The sequence below is a fragment of the Brevundimonas sp. VNH65 genome (genome assembly GCF_049445955.1).
Classification (GTDB): Bacteria; Pseudomonadota; Alphaproteobacteria; order Caulobacterales; family Caulobacteraceae; genus Brevundimonas.
In genome coordinates, this window is sequence record NZ_JBMSDX010000014.1 from 22517 (window position 1) to 42550 (window position 20034).

The 20034-nt window shown below is 66.8% G+C and carries 27 protein-coding genes and 1 tRNA gene; 16 read left to right on the forward strand and 12 right to left on the reverse strand.

What is annotated here, in order from left to right; genetic code table 11:
- Window positions 1-4 precede the first annotated feature (4 nt).
- Both ACO2Q1_RS16130 and ACO2Q1_RS16135 read left to right on the forward strand, forming a co-directional pair.
- Window positions 5-418, forward strand: coding sequence for a hypothetical protein (locus ACO2Q1_RS16130; protein ID WP_423330507.1), 414 nt, complete (start codon window positions 5-7; stop codon window positions 416-418).
- A complete protein-coding gene (locus ACO2Q1_RS16135; protein ID WP_423330508.1) occupies window positions 415-912 on the forward strand; it encodes a periplasmic heavy metal sensor in 498 nt (165 codons plus the stop codon). Before ACO2Q1_RS16130 ends, ACO2Q1_RS16135 begins: the two co-directional genes overlap by 4 nt.
- 15 nt (window positions 913-927) lie before the next feature.
- On the opposite strand, the gene ACO2Q1_RS16140 is transcribed toward ACO2Q1_RS16135, so the two are convergent.
- A complete protein-coding gene (locus ACO2Q1_RS16140) occupies window positions 928-1743 on the reverse strand; it encodes an enoyl-CoA hydratase-related protein (protein ID WP_423330509.1) in 816 nt (271 codons plus the stop codon).
- A gap of 105 nt (window positions 1744-1848) precedes the next feature.
- On the reverse strand, window positions 1849-2004 hold the full coding sequence (locus ACO2Q1_RS16145; RefSeq protein ID WP_423330510.1) for a hypothetical protein: 156 nt from the start codon (window positions 2002-2004) through the stop codon (window positions 1849-1851).
- A gap of 180 nt (window positions 2005-2184) precedes the next feature.
- On the opposite strand from ACO2Q1_RS16145, the gene ACO2Q1_RS16150 reads away from it, so the two are divergent.
- Both ACO2Q1_RS16150 and ACO2Q1_RS16155 read left to right on the forward strand, forming a co-directional pair.
- Window positions 2185-2394: a DUF1289 domain-containing protein gene (locus tag ACO2Q1_RS16150; RefSeq protein WP_423330547.1), complete on the forward strand. Its 210-nt coding sequence runs from the start codon at window positions 2185-2187 to the stop codon at window positions 2392-2394.
- Window positions 2395-2478: 84 nt separating this feature from the next.
- Window positions 2479-3027: a TIGR02281 family clan AA aspartic protease gene (locus tag ACO2Q1_RS16155; protein WP_423330511.1), complete on the forward strand. Its 549-nt coding sequence runs from the start codon at window positions 2479-2481 to the stop codon at window positions 3025-3027.
- An 18-nt stretch (window positions 3028-3045) separates the two neighbouring features.
- Here ACO2Q1_RS16155 and ACO2Q1_RS16160 read toward each other — a convergent pair whose 3' ends face one another.
- From ACO2Q1_RS16160 to ACO2Q1_RS16175, 4 genes are all read right to left on the reverse strand, one after another.
- Window positions 3046-3870, reverse strand: coding sequence for a sulfite exporter TauE/SafE family protein (locus tag ACO2Q1_RS16160; protein ID WP_423330512.1), 825 nt, complete (start codon window positions 3868-3870; stop codon window positions 3046-3048).
- A 23-nt stretch (window positions 3871-3893) separates the two neighbouring features.
- Window positions 3894-4589, reverse strand: coding sequence for a hypothetical protein (locus ACO2Q1_RS16165; protein ID WP_423330513.1), 696 nt, complete (start codon window positions 4587-4589; stop codon window positions 3894-3896).
- 71 nt (window positions 4590-4660) lie between these two features.
- A complete protein-coding gene (gene dusA / locus ACO2Q1_RS16170; RefSeq protein WP_423330514.1) occupies window positions 4661-5686 on the reverse strand; it encodes a tRNA dihydrouridine(20/20a) synthase DusA in 1026 nt (341 codons plus the stop codon).
- A gap of 181 nt (window positions 5687-5867) precedes the next feature.
- The gene (locus ACO2Q1_RS16175) at window positions 5868-6329 is read right to left on the reverse strand and encodes a MarR family winged helix-turn-helix transcriptional regulator (protein ID WP_423330515.1); all 462 of its coding nucleotides are present in this window, start codon (window positions 6327-6329) and stop codon (window positions 5868-5870) included.
- 207 nt (window positions 6330-6536) lie between these two features.
- Between ACO2Q1_RS16175 and ACO2Q1_RS16180 the strand changes: the two genes are divergently transcribed.
- From ACO2Q1_RS16180 to ACO2Q1_RS16205, 6 genes are all read left to right on the forward strand, one after another.
- Entirely contained in the window at window positions 6537-8162 is a 1626-nt protein-coding gene (locus ACO2Q1_RS16180; protein WP_423330516.1) for a methyl-accepting chemotaxis protein, read from the forward strand.
- An 83-nt stretch (window positions 8163-8245) separates the two neighbouring features.
- Complete coding sequence (locus ACO2Q1_RS16185; protein WP_423330517.1) at window positions 8246-8434, forward strand: hypothetical protein; 189 nt, start codon at window positions 8246-8248, stop codon at window positions 8432-8434.
- Window positions 8431-8796: a response regulator gene (locus ACO2Q1_RS16190; RefSeq protein ID WP_423330518.1), complete on the forward strand. Its 366-nt coding sequence runs from the start codon at window positions 8431-8433 to the stop codon at window positions 8794-8796. The genes ACO2Q1_RS16185 and ACO2Q1_RS16190 overlap by 4 nt, the downstream gene beginning before the upstream one ends.
- Before the next feature lie 27 nt (window positions 8797-8823).
- A complete protein-coding gene (locus ACO2Q1_RS16195) occupies window positions 8824-9282 on the forward strand; it encodes a chemotaxis protein CheW (protein WP_423330519.1) in 459 nt (152 codons plus the stop codon).
- Window positions 9283-9451: 169 nt separating this feature from the next.
- The gene (locus ACO2Q1_RS16200) at window positions 9452-10060 is read left to right on the forward strand and encodes a response regulator (protein WP_423330520.1); all 609 of its coding nucleotides are present in this window, start codon (window positions 9452-9454) and stop codon (window positions 10058-10060) included.
- Window positions 10057-10536 (forward strand): hypothetical protein, encoded by a 480-nt coding sequence (locus ACO2Q1_RS16205; protein ID WP_423330521.1) that lies wholly within the window; start codon window positions 10057-10059, stop codon window positions 10534-10536. The genes ACO2Q1_RS16200 and ACO2Q1_RS16205 overlap by 4 nt, the downstream gene beginning before the upstream one ends.
- A 75-nt stretch (window positions 10537-10611) precedes the next feature.
- On the opposite strand, the gene ACO2Q1_RS16210 is transcribed toward ACO2Q1_RS16205, so the two are convergent.
- The 4 genes from ACO2Q1_RS16210 to ACO2Q1_RS16225 all read right to left on the reverse strand — a co-directional run bounded on the left by ACO2Q1_RS16210 (window position 10612) and on the right by ACO2Q1_RS16225 (window position 14988).
- A complete protein-coding gene (locus ACO2Q1_RS16210) occupies window positions 10612-11076 on the reverse strand; it encodes a copper chaperone PCu(A)C (protein ID WP_423330522.1) in 465 nt (154 codons plus the stop codon).
- Entirely contained in the window at window positions 11073-12410 is a 1338-nt protein-coding gene (locus tag ACO2Q1_RS16215) for a PepSY-associated TM helix domain-containing protein (RefSeq protein ID WP_423330523.1), read from the reverse strand. Before ACO2Q1_RS16215 ends, ACO2Q1_RS16210 begins: the two co-directional genes overlap by 4 nt.
- A 64-nt stretch (window positions 12411-12474) precedes the next feature.
- Window positions 12475-14541, reverse strand: coding sequence for a TonB-dependent receptor family protein (locus tag ACO2Q1_RS16220; protein WP_423330524.1), 2067 nt, complete (start codon window positions 14539-14541; stop codon window positions 12475-12477).
- 54 nt (window positions 14542-14595) lie between these two features.
- Complete coding sequence (locus tag ACO2Q1_RS16225; protein WP_423330525.1) at window positions 14596-14988, reverse strand: hypothetical protein; 393 nt, start codon at window positions 14986-14988, stop codon at window positions 14596-14598.
- A 289-nt stretch (window positions 14989-15277) separates the two neighbouring features.
- On the opposite strand from ACO2Q1_RS16225, the gene ACO2Q1_RS16230 reads away from it, so the two are divergent.
- The 6 genes from ACO2Q1_RS16230 to ACO2Q1_RS16255 all read left to right on the forward strand — a co-directional run bounded on the left by ACO2Q1_RS16230 (window position 15278) and on the right by ACO2Q1_RS16255 (window position 19224).
- The gene (locus ACO2Q1_RS16230) at window positions 15278-16483 is read left to right on the forward strand and encodes a site-specific integrase (RefSeq protein ID WP_423330526.1); all 1206 of its coding nucleotides are present in this window, start codon (window positions 15278-15280) and stop codon (window positions 16481-16483) included.
- 69 nt (window positions 16484-16552) lie between these two features.
- A tRNA-Leu gene (locus ACO2Q1_RS16235) sits at window positions 16553-16637 on the forward strand.
- Window positions 16638-17444: 807 nt separating this feature from the next.
- Entirely contained in the window at window positions 17445-17660 is a 216-nt protein-coding gene (locus ACO2Q1_RS16240) for a hypothetical protein (protein WP_423330527.1), read from the forward strand.
- Window positions 17657-18001: a DUF3768 domain-containing protein gene (locus ACO2Q1_RS16245; protein WP_423330528.1), complete on the forward strand. Its 345-nt coding sequence runs from the start codon at window positions 17657-17659 to the stop codon at window positions 17999-18001. Before ACO2Q1_RS16240 ends, ACO2Q1_RS16245 begins: the two co-directional genes overlap by 4 nt.
- An 8-nt stretch (window positions 18002-18009) precedes the next feature.
- Window positions 18010-18306, forward strand: a complete 297-nt coding sequence (locus tag ACO2Q1_RS16250; protein ID WP_423330529.1) for a hypothetical protein — start codon at window positions 18010-18012, stop codon at window positions 18304-18306.
- An 81-nt stretch (window positions 18307-18387) separates the two neighbouring features.
- Window positions 18388-19224 (forward strand): hypothetical protein, encoded by an 837-nt coding sequence (locus tag ACO2Q1_RS16255; RefSeq protein ID WP_423330530.1) that lies wholly within the window; start codon window positions 18388-18390, stop codon window positions 19222-19224.
- Here the strand turns inward: ACO2Q1_RS16255 and ACO2Q1_RS16260 are convergent.
- Entirely contained in the window at window positions 19221-19601 is a 381-nt protein-coding gene (locus ACO2Q1_RS16260) for a hypothetical protein (protein ID WP_423330531.1), read from the reverse strand. The genes ACO2Q1_RS16255 and ACO2Q1_RS16260 overlap by 4 nt on opposite strands.
- Window positions 19598-19960, reverse strand: a complete 363-nt coding sequence (locus ACO2Q1_RS16265) for a hypothetical protein (protein WP_423330532.1) — start codon at window positions 19958-19960, stop codon at window positions 19598-19600. Before ACO2Q1_RS16265 ends, ACO2Q1_RS16260 begins: the two co-directional genes overlap by 4 nt.
- Window positions 19961-20034: the final 74 nt, after the last annotated feature.

Below are 20034 nucleotides of genomic sequence, written 5' to 3' on the forward strand. Positions count from 1 at the left end.
GAAGATGACGGACGAACGATTCCACCAATTGACCGCCGCCTACGGCGCGGACCCGGCGCGCTGGCCGGAAGCCGACCGCGCCACAGGCCGCGATCGGCTGGCCCGGCCTGGACCCGAGGCGGCGCAGGCTCAGGCGCTGGATCGACTGCTGGCGGCGTCACCGACGCCTGTGGTGTCTCTGGGCCTGAGCGAACGCGTCATTGCGGCCGGGCTGGGCGTCCGCGCCACTCCGGCGCGGGTGAAGGTGTGGCGTGACCGCCTCAGCCTGGCCTTTGGGGCGGGATGGGCGGCGGCGGCATGCGCCGGCGTGGTCGCCGGGGTGCTGGTCGGCGGACAGATCGGCGCCGCGGATCGGGCCGACGCCGTGCTGTATCAGGCGTCTCAGCCGACATTGGACGACAGCGAGATGTTGGGATGAGCCCGCGCGCGATGAAGGTCCTGCTGGCCGTCTCCGTGGCGATCAACCTGTTCGCCCTGGCCGGCGGCGTGACGGTCTGGATGGCGGTCAAACGCCACGACGCCCAGCTGGCGGCCGCGCCTCCGAACGGCGGACGCGGCCCCCTGCGCGAAATTCTCCAGGACGTCGATCCCGCCGTGCGTGATCGGGTGAAGGCGTCCCTGCGCGCCTCGGCCCTCGCCGCACGGCCCGACTTCGAAGCCGCCCGGGCCGCTCGCCGCCGCGCCGTGCAACTGGCCCAGGGCCAGACGATGGACGCCGTCGCCGTCCGCGCCGCCCTGGATGAATCGCGCGCGGCGGAAATGCGTGGACGGGCGCGGCTGGAGGCGGATGCGGTGGCGCTCCTGCAAACTGTGCCGGCCAAGGACCGACCGGCGCTCAGCCGGGTGCTGCAACGTCGCAGCGCCGCCAAGAACGACGGCCAGCGCGGCGAGCCGCGCAAGGATGAACGCTGACCCCGGCTCCGCCGCCTATTCGCCGCCGAACCGACCTTTGCGTTTTTCCAGTACGGCGTTGACGCCTTCCTGGTGGTCGTCCGTCAGGTGGGCCAGGGCCTGGAAGGCCGCCGACATCTCCAGGATCTGGTCCAGCGTCGCGTCTCGCCCCTGGCGCAGCAGCGACTTGGTCATCCGCACCGCGCGCGGCGGCTGGGCGGCGATCTGACCCGCCAGATCCAGCGCCTCGTCCATCAGGGCGTCATGGCCGACGACCCGGTTGACCAGCCCCCAATCCCGCGCCGTCTCGGCGTCGATGGAGCGCGAGGTGAACAGCAGTTCCGCCGCCCGCATGTAGCCGACATTGCGCGGCAGCCGCCAGGCCCCGCCGTCCCCGGCGATGATGCCCAGCTTCAGGAACGGCGCGCCGAAGCTGGCGCGATCCGAGGCGACGATCATGTCGGCCGTCCCGGCGATGCCGCAGCCCAGGCCCATGGCCGGTCCGTTGACGGCGGCGATCAGCGGCACGTCCAGGCCGTAGAGAGATCGGATGATCCGGTGGACCACGCGGCGGTAACGCTCCCGGATCGCCGCACCGGATCCTTCGAACAGATCGCGCCGGTCGCGCATCGCCGTCAGGTCGCCGCCGGCGGAAAAGGCGCGCCCCGCGCCCGTGAGCACCACGCATCGCACCGAGACGTCGGCATTGGCCGCTTCGCACAAGGCGGCGATCTCCTCGCCGTCGCCGAGGTCCGGCAGGGCGTTCAGCCGATCCGGCCGATCGAAGGTCCAGGTCAGGACAACGCCGCCGTCTTCAGTCTCCTGGCGTCGTTCGACGATCAGATCGGCCATGAGATCTCTTCTCGGAACTGAATTGCAAAGCCCCGGCCTTTTCGGGGCCGGGGCTCTGGCATGCAAGCCCGAAAGCCGGGCTTGTCGATCGGAGGTCACGCGCCTTCAGCGCGGTCGTTTCAGATCGATGGGGACGAAGTTGGACGGATGACTGACCACGCGATCGTTGGCGCGGGGCTGTCGGTTCGGGTTCACCAGCAGGCCGCCCCAATAGGCGAAGGAGGTCATGGCGTGCTGGAGGTTGCGGTCCTTATCGTTCATCTTGTGATGTCTCCTTTCGTTGAACGATGAAAGAAGACACGTCGTGCTTGCAGGGGTTTGCACCCTCTTAGTCGTTTCGCGTCAGCGTCGGATATGACCGGCTCCAGCGCAAAAGTCAAGTTTTTTAATCCGAGGTCGGAGTGGTTTTTGCCTGATCGTCATGAAGCTGGCGCCGCTGGCGTGGGCGCGCCCCGGGCGATCGCGACGCCCTGTGTCCAGGTCTGCATCGTCGACGGCGCATCCGGCCTGTGCCTCGGCTGCTATCGGTCATTGGCCGAAATCGCCGGTTGGCGTGGCTTAAGCGATGAAGAGCGCGCCGCCGTGATGGCGGAACTTCCCGAACGGTCCCGCCGCATCGAACCTTCCAAGCTGAGCCATAAGCTTTCGTAAGGCATAGAGGTTCACCCCAATCGAACACCGCCTGTGCAGGATGGGCCGGACCGCAGAAGCGTCTCCGTCGTTCATGGACCCCGCATGAGTTCGTTTGACCTGAAGTCCGCCGGCGTCCTGGCCGTCGCCACGCTCTCGGCCATCACCGTGGGGTTGTGGCTGAACCATGCCGGTGGACGCGGTCAGGCGGGCGCGGCGGAGCCGGTGTCGATGGAGGCGGTCCTCGCGGCGCCCACGACCGGGAATTCGCCCGTGGTCAAACGGCCTTCCGCTCATCAGGTCCTGAGGTCGCCCGACGGCCATTACTGGGCCGAGGCGGTGATCGACGGACGCGCGGTGCGCCTGCTGGTCGACACCGGCGCCAGCGTCGTGGCCCTCACGCGCGAGGACGCCCAACGCCTGGGTCTGACCCTCAGGCCGCAGGATTTTTCCAGCACCGTCAATACCGCCTCCGGCCCCGGACGCGCCGCGCGTGTAACTCTGACCTCGGTCGCCGTCGGCGCGGCGCGGGTCGATCGTGTCGAGGCGATGGTGGTCGAGAAAGGCCTGATCCAATCCCTGCTGGGGATGAGCTACCTGGGCCGTCTTTCCGGCTTTGAGGCGACGCCGCAGGGCCTGACGCTCAAACCCTGAGCGTCCCGGCCCCGACGGTCAGAGCGCCTTCACCATCACCAGGGCGGCGGTGACCGCCAGATAGACCGCGAACGCCCGGCGCAGCAGCCGCTTGTCCAGCCGATGCGCCAGTCGCGCGCCCCAGGGCGCCACAAGCGTGGTCAGGAGCCCCATGATGACCGCAGCCGGGATATTGACATAGCCGAGCGAAAGCGGCGGCCGTCCCGGAGCGCTCCAGCCGAACACGATGAAGCCCAACATGGCGGCTGAGCCAATGGCGACACCGAATCCCGAGGCCGTGGCCACCGCCTGATGGATCGGTCGACCGCACAGGGTCATCATCATGCCGCCGAGGCTGCCACCGCCGACGCCCATCATCGCCGACAGACCGCCGATCAGAAGGCCGACCAAGCGGCGCAGCCAGCCGACGGGCAGGTTCCCGGCGATCGTGAACCGCTCGGGCAGCAGGCCCATCTGAACCGCGACCAGGCCCAGGCAGGCGCCGTAGACGACGGCCAGTCCGCCCATGGGCGTCACGCCCGCCACCGCCGCGCCGACCAGGGCGCCCAGTCCGACCCATGGGGTCCATGTCTTGAGCACGGTCTCATCGACGGCGCCGTGCGCCCGATGCGCCGCGAGAGACTTCAGGGCAGTCGCCACGATGGTCAGCAGCGACGTGCCGACCGCGACATGCAGATTGCTCTCGCCGCCGAGGCCCAGCACCGAGAAGGCGTAAAAGAGAACCGGCACGATGACCGTGCCTCCGCCGACCCCGAACAGACCCGCGATCAGACCGCCGAACAGACCCGCCGCCATGACGGCGGCCAGCAGGCTGAGGATATCGGCGAGGGGAAGAGCGGTCATGCCGCGCTCTTACCTCTGAAGCCTCAGAACTTGTAGTTCAGGCCCAACTGCACGATCGGATAGAAGCCGTAGTCTTCGACGTCCGACTGGATCGCGCGGGCCTCGTCGGCGAGACGGGCGCGGAAGGCGGGGTCGTCAGACAGGGTCCCGCCGCTGGAGGTCAGGCCGACCTCCGGCGTGTCGCTCCAGGCCACGCCGGCGATGGCGCGAAAGCCCCAGCGCGAGGTGCGGGTGAAGGTGTTGTCGAACCCGAGCCCGGCGAAGGGCGCGATGTCCTGAAGTTTGATCTCTCCCGACAGGGTCCCGACCTGAGCGGGCGTGAAGGTCTGACCGCCGATGCTGACCGGCGCCGACGGCGCGGCGTTCAGCCCGATGCTGCGTTGGCCCATATAGGCCCCGCCCGAGACGAAGAAGCCGTTCGCGAGCGGGTGCAGATCCACGAAGGCGCCCAGGGTGTCGAAATCGAACCGTCCCGAATAGGCGACATCGTCGTAGGTTTCGTCCAGGTCGAAGCCGAGCGTGTCGACAGCGCCGCGCAGGACGAAGATGGAGCCCAGCGCGAACTGCGCCTCGGCCCCCACGCCGGACGTCCCGGCGGTCACGCCGATAGCCACGGCCGGGTCACCCACCGTGCGCGCCCCGTAAGTCTGCGCGACCGCCGGGAGCGCCGTCGCAAGGCAGGCGGCGACGAGGGTCGCGGCGAAGAGCGGTCGTGACATTTGGCGGCTCCGGAAGATCGGCGCCACACTCGGGCAACAGGCTTAACGGATGCTTGCGACCCGGCCTGCCTTCAGGCCGCCTGGTCGCGGCGGGCCTCGGCCTCCCGCACGGCGTCTACGGCGCGATCCAGCACCTCCAGCCCGGCGCCGGGTCGGACAGCCTCGACCGTCAGGATGCGACGGAAGGCGCGCGCGCCCGGACGTCCGTGCATCAGGCCCAGCATGTGTCGCGCCATCGAGGCCAGGGCGACGCCTTCCTCCAGCCGCGCCGTCAGGTAGGGGCGATACCTCTGGATGGCCTCGAACGCATCGATATCCGGCTCTCCGGCTGCGAACAGTCGCCGATCGACCTGCCCCAGCAACGCCGGCTCATGATAGGCGGCGCGTCCCAGCATGACCCCGTCCAGCGCCACGCCGTCCGGCCCGGGCGCCAGCAGGGCTTCCGCCTGGTCCAGGTCGGCGATGCCGCCATTGATGGAAATCGTCAGATGCGGTCGCTCGCGTTTCAGCCGGCGCACCAGCCCATAGTCGAGCGGCGGAACGTCCCGGTTCTCCTTCGGCGACAGGCCTTTCAGCCACGCCTTGCGTGCATGGACGATGAAGGTCGTGACGCCGGCCTCGGCGGAGGCGTCAACGGTCGCGAACAGGCTCTGTTCCGGATCCTGATCATCCACCCCGATGCGGCATTTCACCGTCGCGGGAACATCGACGGCCTCGCGGATGGCGGCCATGCAGTCGGCGACCAGCTGGGGCTCGCGCATCAGGCAGGCGCCGAACCGTCCCGACTGCACCCGGTCGGACGGACAGCCGACGTTGAGATTGACCTCGTCGTATCCATAGTCCACGCCGATCCGCGCGGCCTCAGCCAGTTGCACTGGGTCCGATCCGCCCAGCTGCAGCGCGACGGGATGCTCGATCGCCGCAAAGCCCAACAGCCGCTCCCTGTCGCCGTGGATCACCGCCGGCGCCGTCACCATCTCCGTGTACAGCAGAGCCCGGGACGACAAGGCGCGATGGAACGCCCGACAATGCCGGTCGGTCCAGTCCATCATCGGGGCTACGGAAAAGGTGTGGGGCGGTGGGAGGAGCGTCGGCATGTTTCAGAGCGTTCAGGCGGTCGTCGAAGGCGGATCGCCAACGCTTCTACGCGCTTTTCGGACGCCTTTCGCGTCCAGATCCTGGCCGATAGCACCAGGTTGCACCCAAATGATGACCGATCCACATGCGGGCGCCGTGGAAACAGGTCAGAGGGTCGCCGGCTGAACGGACCCTTGCAGGTCAGCAGCCGCCCAGCGCGCAGGCCGAGCATTCGCCGGGGCACGGCAGGCGTCGCGCCGTCTGACCCAAACGACCCAACAGGGACTTCAGGTTAGCCAGATCGTCCGCTGTGAGGTCGCCGATCAGACCTTGCTCCGCATGCTGCAGCGAGCCATCGCACATCTGGCGCTGGGTCTGGCCCTTCTTGGACAGGCGCAGGGTCCGCTGACGTCGATCGTGCGCGTGAAACTCTCGCTCCACCATTCCGGCGCGTTCGAGACCGTCCACCGCCTTGGACACCGTGGCCGGAGACAGGTTCAGGGACTTCACAAGGACGGCCTGAGGCAGACCTCGACGACCGGCGGCCTCGACCTCTCTGAGAATCCGGACACGGGTGTCCTCGATCGCTCCATGTCGATGTCGCAGAGCCAGGTCGGCCTGATTCAGGAGTTCCAGAACCGAAACGTCCGGGTCAGCGCCCAAGGACGAAGGTGAGATAAAGCCCATTATTTGCAGCCGGACGGCGCCCCCACGACACCATTTTCGGATAACTCTGTCTGCTTAATATGGGGTTACGATCCGGATGGGAGATCGTTCGCCTGGCGAACATTTCGTCTGGCGACGAATGCGGAAGCCCGCGTTAGAAGCTGAGGGCGCAGAGGTCGATCGGAACCCACATCCGAGACCGCTATGTCAGACGATATCGCCCTGCAGGAACGCCTCGATTTCATCAAGATCGACCCCGAGGCGAAGGCCGCGCTGGCCAGCGCGCAGTCCGTCATTGAAGGGGCTCTGCCCGCCGCGCTCGAAGCCTTCTACGATCAGGTGCGACGCTTCCCCGAGGTGTCGAGACACTTCGGAAGCGAGGCGCACATCAGCGGCGCCAAGTCGGCTCAGGGTCGACACTGGGTCAATATCGCCTCGGGGCGGTTCGATGGATCCTATGTCGAGAGTGTTCGTCGCATCGGCGGCACGCACGCGCGCATCGGACTGGAGCCGCGATGGTACATCGGGGGCTACGCCCTGGTGCTGGATGGCCTGATCGAGGCGATCGTCAGGGATCACGAGGCGAACCGCAGCCGCTTCGGCCGGGGCGACGGCGGCGCCGCCCTGTCCGCGCGCCTGGGCGGGGTGATCAAGGCCGCCCTTCTGGACATGGATTTCGTGATCTCGATCTATCTCGACGCGGCCGAGTCCGCCCGCGCAGAGGCGGAAGCGCTGCGACAGGAGGCCGAAGCTGAACAGAAGCGGGTGGTCGAAGCCACCGCAGCGGCCTTGTCGCGGCTGGCGGAAGGAGACCTGACAGGGCGGATCGAGGCCGATTTCAAAGGGGACTACGCCCAGCTGAAGTCCGACTTCAACTCGGCCATGACCGGCCTGGAGGCGGCGCTTTCCGACATCTCGACCAGCACCACCTCCATCCGAGGCGGCGCGGCCGAGATCAGTCAGGCCGCTGACGACCTGTCGCGCCGAACCGAGCAGCAGGCCGCCAGCCTCGAGCAGACCGCTGCGGCGCTGGACGAGATCACCGCGACGGTGCGCCGGACCGCCGAAGGCGCGGGTCAGGCGGGCGACGTCGTCGAAGCCGCCCGGGCCGAAGCGGAGTCCAGCGGCGTGGTCGTCGATCGCGCTGTGGAGGCCATGGGTGAGATCGAACGGTCGGCTGGCCAGATCAGCCAGATCATCGGCGTGATCGACGAGATCGCTTTCCAGACCAACCTCTTGGCCCTGAACGCCGGCGTCGAGGCGGCGCGCGCGGGCGACGCAGGGCGAGGATTTGCGGTCGTGGCCTCGGAGGTGCGCGCGCTCGCACAAAGGTCGGCCGAGGCCGCCAAGGAGATCAAGGGACTGATCTCGGCCTCGACGGCCCAGGTCAAGTCGGGCGTGGCGCTGGTCGGCGAGGCGGGCGGCGCCCTGGGGGTGATCGCGGGACGCGTGCAGGAAATCGCCCATCTGACCACGGAGATCATTGCCTCGACGCGGGAACAGTCCGGGGCGCTGAATGAAGTCAATACGGCGGTCAACCAGATGGATCAGACCACCCAGCAGAACGCCGCCATGGTGGAGCAGTCCACGGCCGCGAGCCATAGCCTGACCCAGGAGGCGAACGCCCTGACGCAACTCGTGTCACGTTTCAGGACGTCCTCCACCGGAGCCCCAGCTCGAGATACCTCGATGGTCGCATCGCGATCCCTGAATGCCGTTCGCGGCGAGGCCGGAGGAGCGTGGAGCGGGACGCGCAGCCGCCCCATGCCCCGGATCGCCGGTTCGCTGGCGCTCAAGGCTGAGCCGAGCGACGGCTGGGAGGAGTTCTGATGCAACCTCAGCACAGACTGCCTCCACGTTTGAATGGATCGGCCATCGACGCCCTCCGCCGCGCGCTTGAAAGGCGGCGGGGCGTGGACCTCGATCTGGTGGCGACACATGTCAGGATCGTCTCGGACGACGCGACCGCGCTGATCGTCCAGGCCTTCGCCGACTGGCGTCGGGACGGCCGCCGGCTTCGCATCGTCGATCCGTCGCCTTGCGTTCTGGAACAATTCCTTGCGGCGACCACGCCCGGGGCGGGTGAGGGCCGACCGGCGTGAGCAAGACCGTCCTGACCATTGATGACAGCCGCACCATGCTGTCGATGCTGCGAATGGCCCTGGTCCCGGCCGGGTTCGAGGTGCTGCAGGCCGAAGACGGCGTGCAGGGTCTGCAGGTGTTGGAGACATGCACCCCGGACGTCATCGTCACCGACATCAACATGCCCAATCTTGACGGCTTCGGCCTGATCGAGCGGGTTCGCGAAACGCAACGACACGCCGGGGTCCCCATTCTGGTCCTGACGACGGAAAGCGGTGCGGACAAGAAACAAAGGGCCCGCGACGCGGGGGCGACCGGCTGGATCGTCAAGCCGTTCGACGCGGCCCGGCTGGTCGACGCCGTGCGCCGCGTGTCGATGTGAGCGGCGTCGCCAAAAAGGAAACGTCAGATGAGCTCCACTGACCATCACGGCGGCCGGGAGTTGGTCGCCTTTCGTATAAGCGACCAGGATTTCTGCGTCGACATCGGCGTCGTGCGTGAAATCCGCGGGTGGACGGCGGCGACGCCGGTGCCGCACTCGCCCGACTATATGTGCGGCGTCATCAACCTGCGCGGGCTGGTCCTGCCGATCGTCGATCTGGGCCTGCGGCTGGGCATGCCCGCCGCCCAGCCGACGCCGCGCCACGCCATCATCGTGGTCGCCGCAGGACCGCGGTCCGTCGGGCTCCTGGTGGATGGGGTCTCGGACATCCTGACCGTCCAGCCTCAGGACATACAGGCCCCTCCGAACATCGACGGCGGTCAGACGGCCTCCGCGCTGCTGGGGGTGTTCGCGCAGGACGGCCGGCTGGTCAGCCTCATCGCGGTCGATCGCCTGCTGCCCGACGTGGAAGCCGTCGCCGCGTGATGGCCTGTCACGCCGAAGACCGTTGTGCCATTGGAGGCGAAGGCGTATGCGCCAATCCTCCCGGCTCCGGGGGAGGTCGAGCCGTTCTGATGCCCGAGATCGACGCAATCCTGACTCGTCTGACCCGCACGCGGGACCGACAGAACGCGCCCCAGCTGAGGCACGTCGCATGAAAGGCGATCCCTCCGCCGTCCCGTCGGGCGGCCGCTTCGATTTGCGAGACGCCAGCATCTTGTGCGCCGACGAAACCCTGTCGGGACAGGAGGTGCTCAGCCAGATCCTGATGGGTTTCGGGGTCCAGACCGTCAGCCGTGCGGAAACCCCCGAGGCGTTTCGCAAGGCGATGACGGATCGCTCGTTCGATCTTGTCCTCCTGGACTCCGCCCTGGGCGGCAATGGCTATGAGCAGGTCAGATGGCTGCGCACCTCCCGTCTCGAACCCAACCGATACACGCCCGCCATCGTGGTGGCGGGCCATACGCCCAAGAGCCAGGTCGAGATCGCCCGTGACTGCGGCGCCAGCTTCGTCGTCGCCAAGCCCATCAGCCCCGCCGTCCTTCTGCAGCGCATCCTGTGGATCGGCCGCGCCGGGCGTCTCTTCGTTGAGGCGCCGAACTATTGCGGGCCGGACCGACGTTTCCACAATGAGGGTGTGCCGGCCGGCATGAAGGGGCGTCGCAAGGACGATCTCTCGGGTCAGCTGGGCGAGGCGGTTGATCCCAATATGTCGCAGGACGAGATTGACGGCATGATGAAACCCCAGAGGCTCGCTCTATGACGTCGGTCACGTTTCGCAAGGTCGAGCTCGGCCTGGAACGCATGGTGCGCGGCAATCGCGGCATGCGGCCGGCCGACGCCCTGGCGGCCGCGGAAGCCAATCTGGCCGACGCTGCGCCTCAGTTTCTGTCGGACATGGACGCCGGTCTCGAGGCGATCTGGGCGTTCGCCGCCCGCGACCCGGCCTTGCGGCCCTCGCGGCAGGAACTGGACGATCTGGTCACCGCCGCCGGGGCCGCCCTGACGCTCAGCGGCGCCGTAGGGCGGCCTCACCTCGGTCGGGCCCTGGTGATGCTGTGCGCCCTGGCCGACGCGCTGCGCGAGGCTGATCGATGGCCGACCGGCGCGCTCAATCCGGCGATCGATTTCATCCGGTTGATCCGGTCCGATTCCCTGAACGAAGACCAGATGCAGGCCCTCCTGTCCGAACTGGACAAATGCCTCGAGAACTTCTCGAACCCGACCACCTCCGCCTGAACCTGGATCTCAGCCACGCCTTGGGGCGAAGGCCGAGCGGTTCAGCAAGACGGGCCTTCGTCTCCGCGCACCCACTCAGTGCCCGCCGTGCGGACCCGCCACAGACGGCGTCCTTACCGCCGCGCGGGCGCCGAAGGTCGCCGCCTTTTCGAACGTCAAGGTCAGCGGAATCTGATCGCCCTCGGCCAGCGGCTGGGTCAGGCCGATCAGCATGATATGCTCGGCGCCGGGACGCAGCGACACGGCCTCCCCGGCGGGCAGGGGCAGCCCCTGGGGCAGTTCGGCCATACGCATCATCCCGCCCTCGACCTTCATCTCGTGAATCTGTCCCTCGGCGGCGACAGGGGTGGAGACAGAGACCAGTCTGTCGTTCTGGCTGGCGGTCAGGGTGACGTAGCAGGCGGTCACGTCGCGGCCCTTCGGCGTCGGACGACACAGGACCTCGCTCACCTGCACCCTGGCGGGCCCGGCGGCGGAGGGAGGTTGGCTGCAGGCTGAGACGGCCAGGGTCAGTACGGCCGCGGCTAGGACGGTCTTCATCGGGCGAACTCCGATCGTGATTTCAGGAAAACGGAAACGAGGCGATCCAGGACGATCGCCGCGACCAGGCTGAGCCCGGTCAGGGGGTACAGGACGGCCAGTGGCAGGACGAGGCCCAGAACGGCGGCGCGGGCGCGGGGCCCGGGCGGGGCGAAGGGCGCGCCCAACCCTATCTGGCCGTCGCGTTGGCGGGGTCGTCGCTTCCACCACATCACCAGTCCGCTGATCCCGAGCATCCACACGGCGATGCATCCGCCCAGCATCAGCAGACGGTTCACCCAGCCGTACTGCTGGCCCTGGTGCACGGCGATGCCCCATTCGAACGCCTTGGCCCCGATGCCGAACTGTGACCAGCGGGCGTCGGCCTTCACCTCCCCGGTTCGCCCGTCGACATACAGGCTGCGCGCCTCCTCCGCCGCCTCGGTCAGGCGCGCGGCCGTATAGGCCAGGCTCGGATCGCCGGGGATAGAGACGGTGTAGGGTCGCGCCATGCCTCGGCTTTCAACGGTCGCGATCACGATCGACAGGCTTGCCGGCCCATGACCAGGCGCGTGCATGACCGCTCCCTCCATCGTCCAGCCTGATCCGGCCGGCGCATGGTGTTCGCTGTGGCCCCAGGGACTGGCCGCCGCCGGAGCCGGGGGACGACCCAGGCCGCTGGCGCGCATCTGTGCCAGAAAGACGTCGCCCCAGACCGCCGACCACGGCATGCCGGTGATGGCCAGGAAGGCGATGACCGCTCCCGCGTACAGCCCGGTGACCGCGTGCAGATCCCGCCAGAACGGGCGTCGCTTCGGGTCGCCGGCGCGGGGCAGGGCCACCGCCATGTCACGCCGCCTCGGCCACCAAAGGAACAGGCCCGTCGCGACCAGGATGATCGCCCATCCCGCGACGATCTCGACCAGGATGTTGAACGGCCGTCCGAACAGTTCGAGGCTGTGCAGTCGCTTGACCGACCCCATCAGCCCGTCGCCCGGAATCGAGCCGATCACATGGGCGTCATAGGGATCGACGAAGGCCGTCCGCTTACCGCCCTCGGTTCGGACCTTGACCTGAACCGCCCTGTCGGCGCGTTCGGGCACGAAGACGGAAGAGACCTGGCCGCCCAGACCGACCTGGGCGGCGGCGACCCAACGGTCAGGCGAAACGCGCTGATCCCGGACCTCGACCCGTGACAGCGGGCGGTACAGGGCGTCCTCGATCTCGGATTTGAACAGATACAGCCCGCCGGTCAGCGCCATCAGCATCAGCACGGGAAGGACCAGAAATCCGGCATAGAAATGCCAGCGCCAGACGACGCGATAGGCGTCGGTCAGAACAGTGTGTTTCGTCATGGGGCTCGACCGGAACGGCGATGCGCCGCCGCCCCGGTTCCTTTCCTGCAATGGACCTGCGGCCTCAGAAGCTCATTCTCACGCCGAGGTAGGCTGAGCGCCCCTCGCCCGGCGTGAAGACGGCCGTCGCCGCCGTCCGCGCGTCACTGACGGCGTTGGCGTTGGAGACGTAGTTTTCGCCGGTCAGGTTCCTCAGGTCCGCAAAGAGCGACACCCCGCCCGGCAGATCTACGCCCGCGTTCAGCGACAGGACCGAATAGCCCGGATATTTCAGCGTGTTCGCATAGTCGACATAGATATCGCGCGGGACCCACTCGATCGAAGGGGCCACGAACCACCCGGCCGGATGCTCATACTTCAGCTCGGCCCGATAGGCGATTTCGGGAATGATCGGCAGGCGATTGTCCCCATAGGTCGCATCGCCGTCGAAGGTGAAATCCGACCAGGTCAGGGTCTGGCGCAGGGTCAGCCGGCCCGAAGAGCCTTGGATCAGACGCCAGTCCAGTCCCGCCTCGATCCCCTGGCGCACGGTGTCTTCGGCGTTGAAACTCAGCGCCGGCACATTGGGAATGATCACATAGTTGAGCAGTTCGCCCTTCAGCCGAGCCCGATAGGCCGCCACGTCATAGCGAAACGGTCCGCGCTGGCCGCGCGCGCCGACCTCGGCGGTCCACGCCTCCTGCGCATCCAGATCGACGAACTGGGGCACGGGGCTCTGAACCAGCTCGAGGAAGGTCGGCGCCTCCACCGAGCGCGTCAGGTTGGCGTAGATCTGCGCCCCATCCGGCTGTTCCCACAGAAGGCCCACGCGAGGGGCGAACCCGTCGTAGTTCCTCTGCGCGCTGTTGGCCGGCGCCAGACGATTGTCGACGTCCCGCTCGGCTCGCCCCCATGATCCACCCGCGATCAGGGCGAGGCGATCGGTGACAAACAGTCGCCCTTCCGCGAAGGCGTCCAGACCGGTGGCGTTCTGCAGGGTGCCGCCGACCTGGAAGCCGGGATCGCCGCCGCCGATGTTCAGGAACACCCGGCTGTCGTTGTCCCCGGTGCGGAAGTAGACGCCGGCGAAGGCGTCTGCACGCAGGCCGCCCACCTGGCCCGTCCAGTCCAGCCGCCCGAACCCGCCCCAGAAGCGGTAGTCATTGTCCAGAACGACCGGCACAGGGTGGTACAGGGCCTTGTCCGCCACATAGACTCCGCCCTCGAACACCAGTCCGTCGCTCAGCCGCCAGCGCGTCTGGGCCGTGACGCGCACGGATTTGATGTCGCGCCCGAAGTCCATGGCCCGGACATAGGCGCTCGGCGCACGCGGCCGGGTCAGGGCGTCGTTAAGGCTCTGGGTTCCAGAGATGTCCAGGTCCAGGTCATTGGCCTGAACGATCAGACGCACCTCGCGATCTTCGCCCATCCGGCGCCCGATGTTGAACGTCAGGCGTTTGCTGTCCCCGTCCTGATGGTCGAGGAAACCTTCGCTGCCTGACCATGTCCCGGCGGCGTAGACGTCCCAGTCGCCATACTCGCGTGCGAGCGCCAGATGCGCCCGTCGCGTCTCGAATGATCCGCCCTCCAGCCGAAGCAAATTCCGGAACGGCGCATTGCGGCCCGTCGGGGTCAGCACATTGACCGCGCCGCCCAGGGCCGCGCCGCCGAAACGCAGGGCGTTGCCGCCCTTGTAGACTTCCAGATATCGCGCCACCAACGGGTCCAGTTCCTGGAAGTCCCCGAAGCCGTCCGGCTGGCTGAACGGCACGCCGTCCTGGGCCAGCAGCACGCCCCGCAGGTGCAGGCTCTGACCGATGCCGGATCCCCGTATCGACAGTCGAACCTCCTCACCCCAGCGACGCTGGGCGAACACGCCGGGCACGGACCTCAGGGTGTCGGAAAAGGCCAGGGCGTAGCGATCTTCGTAGCTTTCGGCCGAAACGACGGCCACGGCGCCGGGCGTACGCGACAGCCGCTCCCTGGCTTCCGCGACCACGGGCGGGTCCTGGGGATTGCGGACGCCGGTGACGATGACGCTGTCGACTTCGGTGACGGGCCCAGCGTCGGCGGCGGATTGGGCGAGAACAGGCGAGGCCGCGCACGCGGCGATGAACAACGCCAGCGGCGCTGTCGAGGTCTTGAAAGACATGATGTTTTCCTGAGAATCGAAGACGGCCGCGCACGCACGGCGATGGGCTCGAACTCAGGAAGCGGGCGGGGCGGTCGATGGCGGCCTGGGCGCCGGACGACGAACGGCGGGCGGCGGGGTTTGGCCGGATGGGCGAAACGCCGGGATCGGCGGAATCGTCCGGACCGGAACCTCCGGAGGCGTGACATCGACCGCAGCCAGAGCCGACAGAAGCGCCGAGGCGCAGGTCAGGCTGGCCAGATCGGAATGTTCGACTGGATGTGGACGGCCGGCGTCGTCATAGACGACCGAGACCTGATCACCTGAACACAGGACCACCGGCGCGCCGAGCGCGGGCGAGGCGGCCACGGCGGACGGCAGCAGGGCGCCGAGCGTCAGGGCGAAGGTCGCGGCCAGGAAGGCCAGCGACCGGAACATCGACCAGGAAGGGGGCGACGACGACTGCACGCGCCGCTTCTAGCGGCGGCCTCAGGGTTTGCAAGCCGCGATGAAGCACCGGCCCATGGACACGCCGCCTCGCGCCGACTAGGACGGAGCTCCACTGCGGGCGTGGTGGAATTGGTAGACGCGCCGGACTCAAAAGCGAATACAAACAACGGCTAAAATAAAAAATCGTTTTAAAATCAATCGTTTTGTGACATTCTGAAGCCTGAAAATCCTAACACACGACTAGCACAAAACACGCTGTGCTAGCACACGGATGGGGGCTTCGTTGGAGACAGTTCGACACGCCTTGATGGACAACCGGGTGCAGGTCTACCGCCGCCCGAACACGCCCTATTGGCAATGCTCCGCGTCCATCGGAGGCAAGCAGCATCGCACTTCCACGAAGGAAGAAAGCCTGGCCCGCGCAAAGGATGTGGCGGGCGACTGGTATCTTGGCCTTATGGGCAAATACCGAGCCGGTGAGCTCAAAGAAGGCGTGACCTTCGCCAAAGCGTCAGATCAGTTCCTCAAGGAGTATGGCGTCATCACTCAGGGTGAGCGGAACGCCGACTATGTGGCGAGCCACGGGCTTCGCCTCAGAAAGCACCTGCTCCCCTTTTTCGGCGGCAAGGTCGTCACCGACATCACGCCGGGCTTGGTGCAGGAATATCGGCTGGAGCGCCTTTCGCCGAAGAAGGACAAAGACGGCAACATCATCAAAGACCCGCATACGGGTCTGCCGAAGCGGCCCGCGCGCAGCACCCTCCATCAGGAGATCATCACCCTTCGGCACGTCCTGAAGACGGCCAATCGTCACGGGTGGCTTCCCTACCTCCCAGACCTCGCCGCTCCCTACAAAGCTTCGGGCAAGATCAGCCACCGAGCTTGGTTCTCGCCCGACGAATACGAAACCTACATCAAGGCCACCGCCAAGCGGGCAAAGGACCCGTTGAACGAGCGGTGGCGTCGCGCCTGCCAGAACTGGCACAACTACGGTGTCTTCATGGTCAACACGGGCCTGCGCCCGGATGAAGCCGCACGTATCGAGGTGCGTGACGTTGCTATTGTGGAGGAGGCCGGGAAGCGCATCCTGGAGATCGCGGTGCGCGGCAAACGCGGCACCGGTTGGTGCAAGAGTATGCCCGGTGCGGTCTTTCCGTTTGAAGAACTGGTCAAGCGCAACGGCTTGAAGCCCACCGACAAGGTGCTCGGCCTCCCGCAGCGCGAACTCATGAACGCCATCCTCACCGAGTTGGATATGAAGTTCGACCGGGAGGGCAATCGCCGGACCGCCTATAGCTTCCGGCACACCTACATCTGCATGCGCCTCATGGCCGGGGCGGACATCTACGCCATCGCCAAGAACTGTCGCACCAGCGTCGAGATGATCGAAAAGCACTATGCCGCCCACATCAAGGATGTGATCGATGCGGCCGCCGTGAACGTGCGTAAACGCAAGCCTCGATCAACGACCAAGAAGCCTGTCTCGAAGAAGGCCTCCAAGAAATCGACTTAGCCAATCCGGTTGATGGGCAATCGTTTTTTGTTGGCGGCGGAATCCCGCCCCGCTATAGCCTTCCCCAACGCGGGTGTGGTGAAACTGGTAGACGCGCTGGATTCAAAATCCAGTTCCGCAAGGAGTGTCGGTTCGAGCCCGACCACCCGCACCACCTTTTCCAAAGCAACGGGAGCCAGGTCGGAACCGACCGCCCCGGCGCGCGCGAAGGTCCGAACCGAACGGATTGGACCGGTGGCTGAAAGCGCCCGAACGGGTGCGGCCATCGCATTCCGGTGATGCAGGCGAACGCCCTAACACCGGACACTTTGAATGCTGCGGCCGATGCGCGCCATCATGGCGCGCACCGGATCACCTCAAGCGCAGCGACCGCCGCCAGCACCAGTTGCGCCAGCGCCGTCAGCATCAATGCGAATTCCGTCCAGGTCATAAGCACCTCCTCTTTGAACCTCCGCGCGGGATTGCGCGTCGGCGAGGAGTCTTTCGCCAGCCGCTGGCTACGGCTGGGCACAGGTCGCTTCGCGCCGCCCCTGCGGGACGATCTGCACAACCCCGGACCTGATCCGGGGGCGGAAGAGAGTCGCCTTGCCCGGCCGGAACGGCTGGCATCTTCCATCGTCCGACCGCGAGCCCTCGCGGAGCCTTCGGAGGTCCATGACCGGCGCATCGCTTGCCTCACGCGATAGCGGTGATGCGGGTGTGCGTTGGTGACGGGTTGTCTGGTGGACGGCTTTCCTGCCGTTGGATGACCGCGACCATCACGGCTTCTCAAGGTGAGCGTTCTGGCGTCAGCCCGGCGACGTTCAACCCGGCTCGCTTCCTCCGCCTTCGTCTGCGTGCAGCTCCGCCCCCTTACGGGCGCGCTGGCGCGCGGGGTGTGATCCTCGCCTCGAGGACTGCCGCCCCTGGCTCCCCATGAAGCCGCGGAATGGTCCGCGGCCAACATGGAAGGAGATCCATCATGGCCAAACAACCCACCCTCACGGGCCGCAAACCGACCCACCGACTTTACCGCGTCATCGGCGAAGGCGACGCCGCAAGCTGGACCCCCATCGGGGCCGCCTGGCCCAACAAGGACGGCATGGGCTTCTCGCTGAGCTGCGACGCCGTACCCCTGCAAGGCCGTCTCATCCTGCGCGCCATCACCGAGCGTCCGGCGCAAGGGGGTGCGAAATGAGCCCCTCCATCGCCACCCGCCACCGCATCAGCGATCTCAACGACGCCTTCCGCAGGGCTGGGCCCGGAGCCTCCGGCCAATGGGTGATGACCCGAGGCGTCGCCGATCTCGGCCCCGACTTCACCCTGCTGGCAATGCGGGCTGTGCGCGAGTTCGACGGGTTCACCGGCGACAACGATCCCTACGGCGAGCACGATTTCGGATCGTTCAATGTCGGCGGCCAGCACCTGTTCTGGAAGATCGACTACTACGATCCGACCATGACCTACGGGTCCGAAGACCCCGCCGTCAGCGCGCTCACCTGCCGCGTTCTCACCATCATGCTGGCCTCGGAATACTGAGGCCAGCCATGAAACAGGAAATCCAGACCTTCACCATCGACTGGCAGGGCGTCGCCCTGTCAGTCACCTACAATCCGGCGGCGTTCGGTGGCGCGACCGCGCACATCGAAATCCATGTGCTCAGCCCGGCGCGCGCGCCGCTCCCCATCACCGAAACCGGCTATCGCTCGCATTTCCTGCCGCCCGTCTATGTCGAGGATGCGGGCGGTCCCGTCGCCTATGTGCTGGCCTGGCTCGATCAGGCGGCCCAGAGCCGCGAATGGCGCGATCATGTCGAGCGGTCACGCCAAGGGTCGCTTTTCTGAAATGCTTAACGAAAACTTAACGACCCATCGGCGATAGTGGGGTAAGTGGGAGAGTTTATCGCACAATATCCTACAGATACTGTGACCCGTGCTCGTCGGACGCTGTCCGACGAGCCGGAGGCTAGCCTCCGCGCCGAACTGATCGAACAGGTCGCCACGGCGCAGGCCGAACTGTTGAGCGAGATCGACGCCCTGCGCCAGGCCGCCGCGCAGGGTGGCGATGCCGGAACCCTCATCATGGCGCAGAACCAGCTTGCCCATCTGGCGGGCCTCACTCGCCGCATCGACACCGCGAACGGCGTCAGCCTCGCCAGCATCCGCGCCGAAGTCGCGGCCTATGTCGCCGCGTCACAAGCCACGGTGCTGCATGCGCGCGCATCCATGTCCAACGGCGACGCCGCCGAGATAAACCTGCGCCTCGCCCAGGCCGAGGCGCAGCGCGTCACCAGCGACTTCGTCCGTGACTTCTACGAGCAGAAGATCTTCGATCCCTACCTGCGCTTCGACACGCCCGAGGAAGAGCAGGCCTATCGCGAGCGCGAGGAACCGCGCCGCCGCGCCATCGAAGAAGCCCGCGCACTCGGGACGCCGGAAGGCGATCTGTTGGCTGCCCGACTGGCGCTCGCGCAGTTGGATGACGCTGGCGCACACGGAGCCACAGACAGCCCGGATTTCCAGTCCACGAGAAACAACCTCACTCGCACCGAACAAGGCTTGTCGGCAGCCTTGGCGCAATCCTCGGCAACCGCGCAGATTGAAGCCAGCGAGAAGCTGGACGCTCCGGCAGCGCCAGTCGAAATACCTGCGGAGCTTCTGGCCAGCTTGAGCGCGACCGGCGTCACCGTTCCCGATCAAAACCAAACTGGCCATGGCGTAGCCGCCAATGCTTCGCGGCCCAGCCAGCTTGGATTTGTTTAGTCCCGGGGCATCAGACCTAGCGCCCTGCATGTCGCCACGGTTTGCCGAAAGTAGGCGGCATCCGCGACCATGGCCGGAAGCTCACGGGATTGAACCAGGCCGAAATCCTGGCTGATACGCTGATTGGAGTATCCCAGCAGTTGGCCGAGGCGCGTGGCGGCGTCGAACGACTGACGCGCGCTGAGGTCATAGGCGGCGGCGCGCTGGGGCTCGCCCGCGCGGGCTCTAAGCCCAGAGGCATGACCATTTGCGACAAAACACTTGAGTGCGGCCTCGTAGGCCAGCGCGTTGCCTCGTGGCGTGGCCTGCGCCACTGCCACGCTCGCGCTGAACGCGGAGGCGGCGAGCATGGCGGCGATGAAAACCCCGCGCCTCATTGCGGGCACCCTTGACGGCGCATCTGCTGGACGACCTGATCGCCCCGCAGGCCGAGCTCGAACATCCGGTTCGCCACCTGCAAACAATTGCCGTAACCGGTGAACATGCATCCGACGCCGGCGCAGGCCGCGAACGTCGCCATCGCCTCATTGGTGGCGAAACTGTTCGTCCGACCTCGGGCGATGTAGTCGTTGTAGGTGCTGCTGGCGGTGGCCGCGCACATGCCCAGCACGATGCTGGTGCCGGGATAGTCCGCCAGCAAGCGCATCAGTTGGGCTTCAAGCGCGGCGTTTTCCTGCCGCAACGCGTAGCAGCTTTGCGCCTGAACCGCCGATGGAACGGCGAGGCTCAGCGCCAACACGAGGACCGCCGCTCGCATCAGTAACGGTCGGGGACATGGAAACCCCCGTCTCCCGAGCAGCGGTCACAACG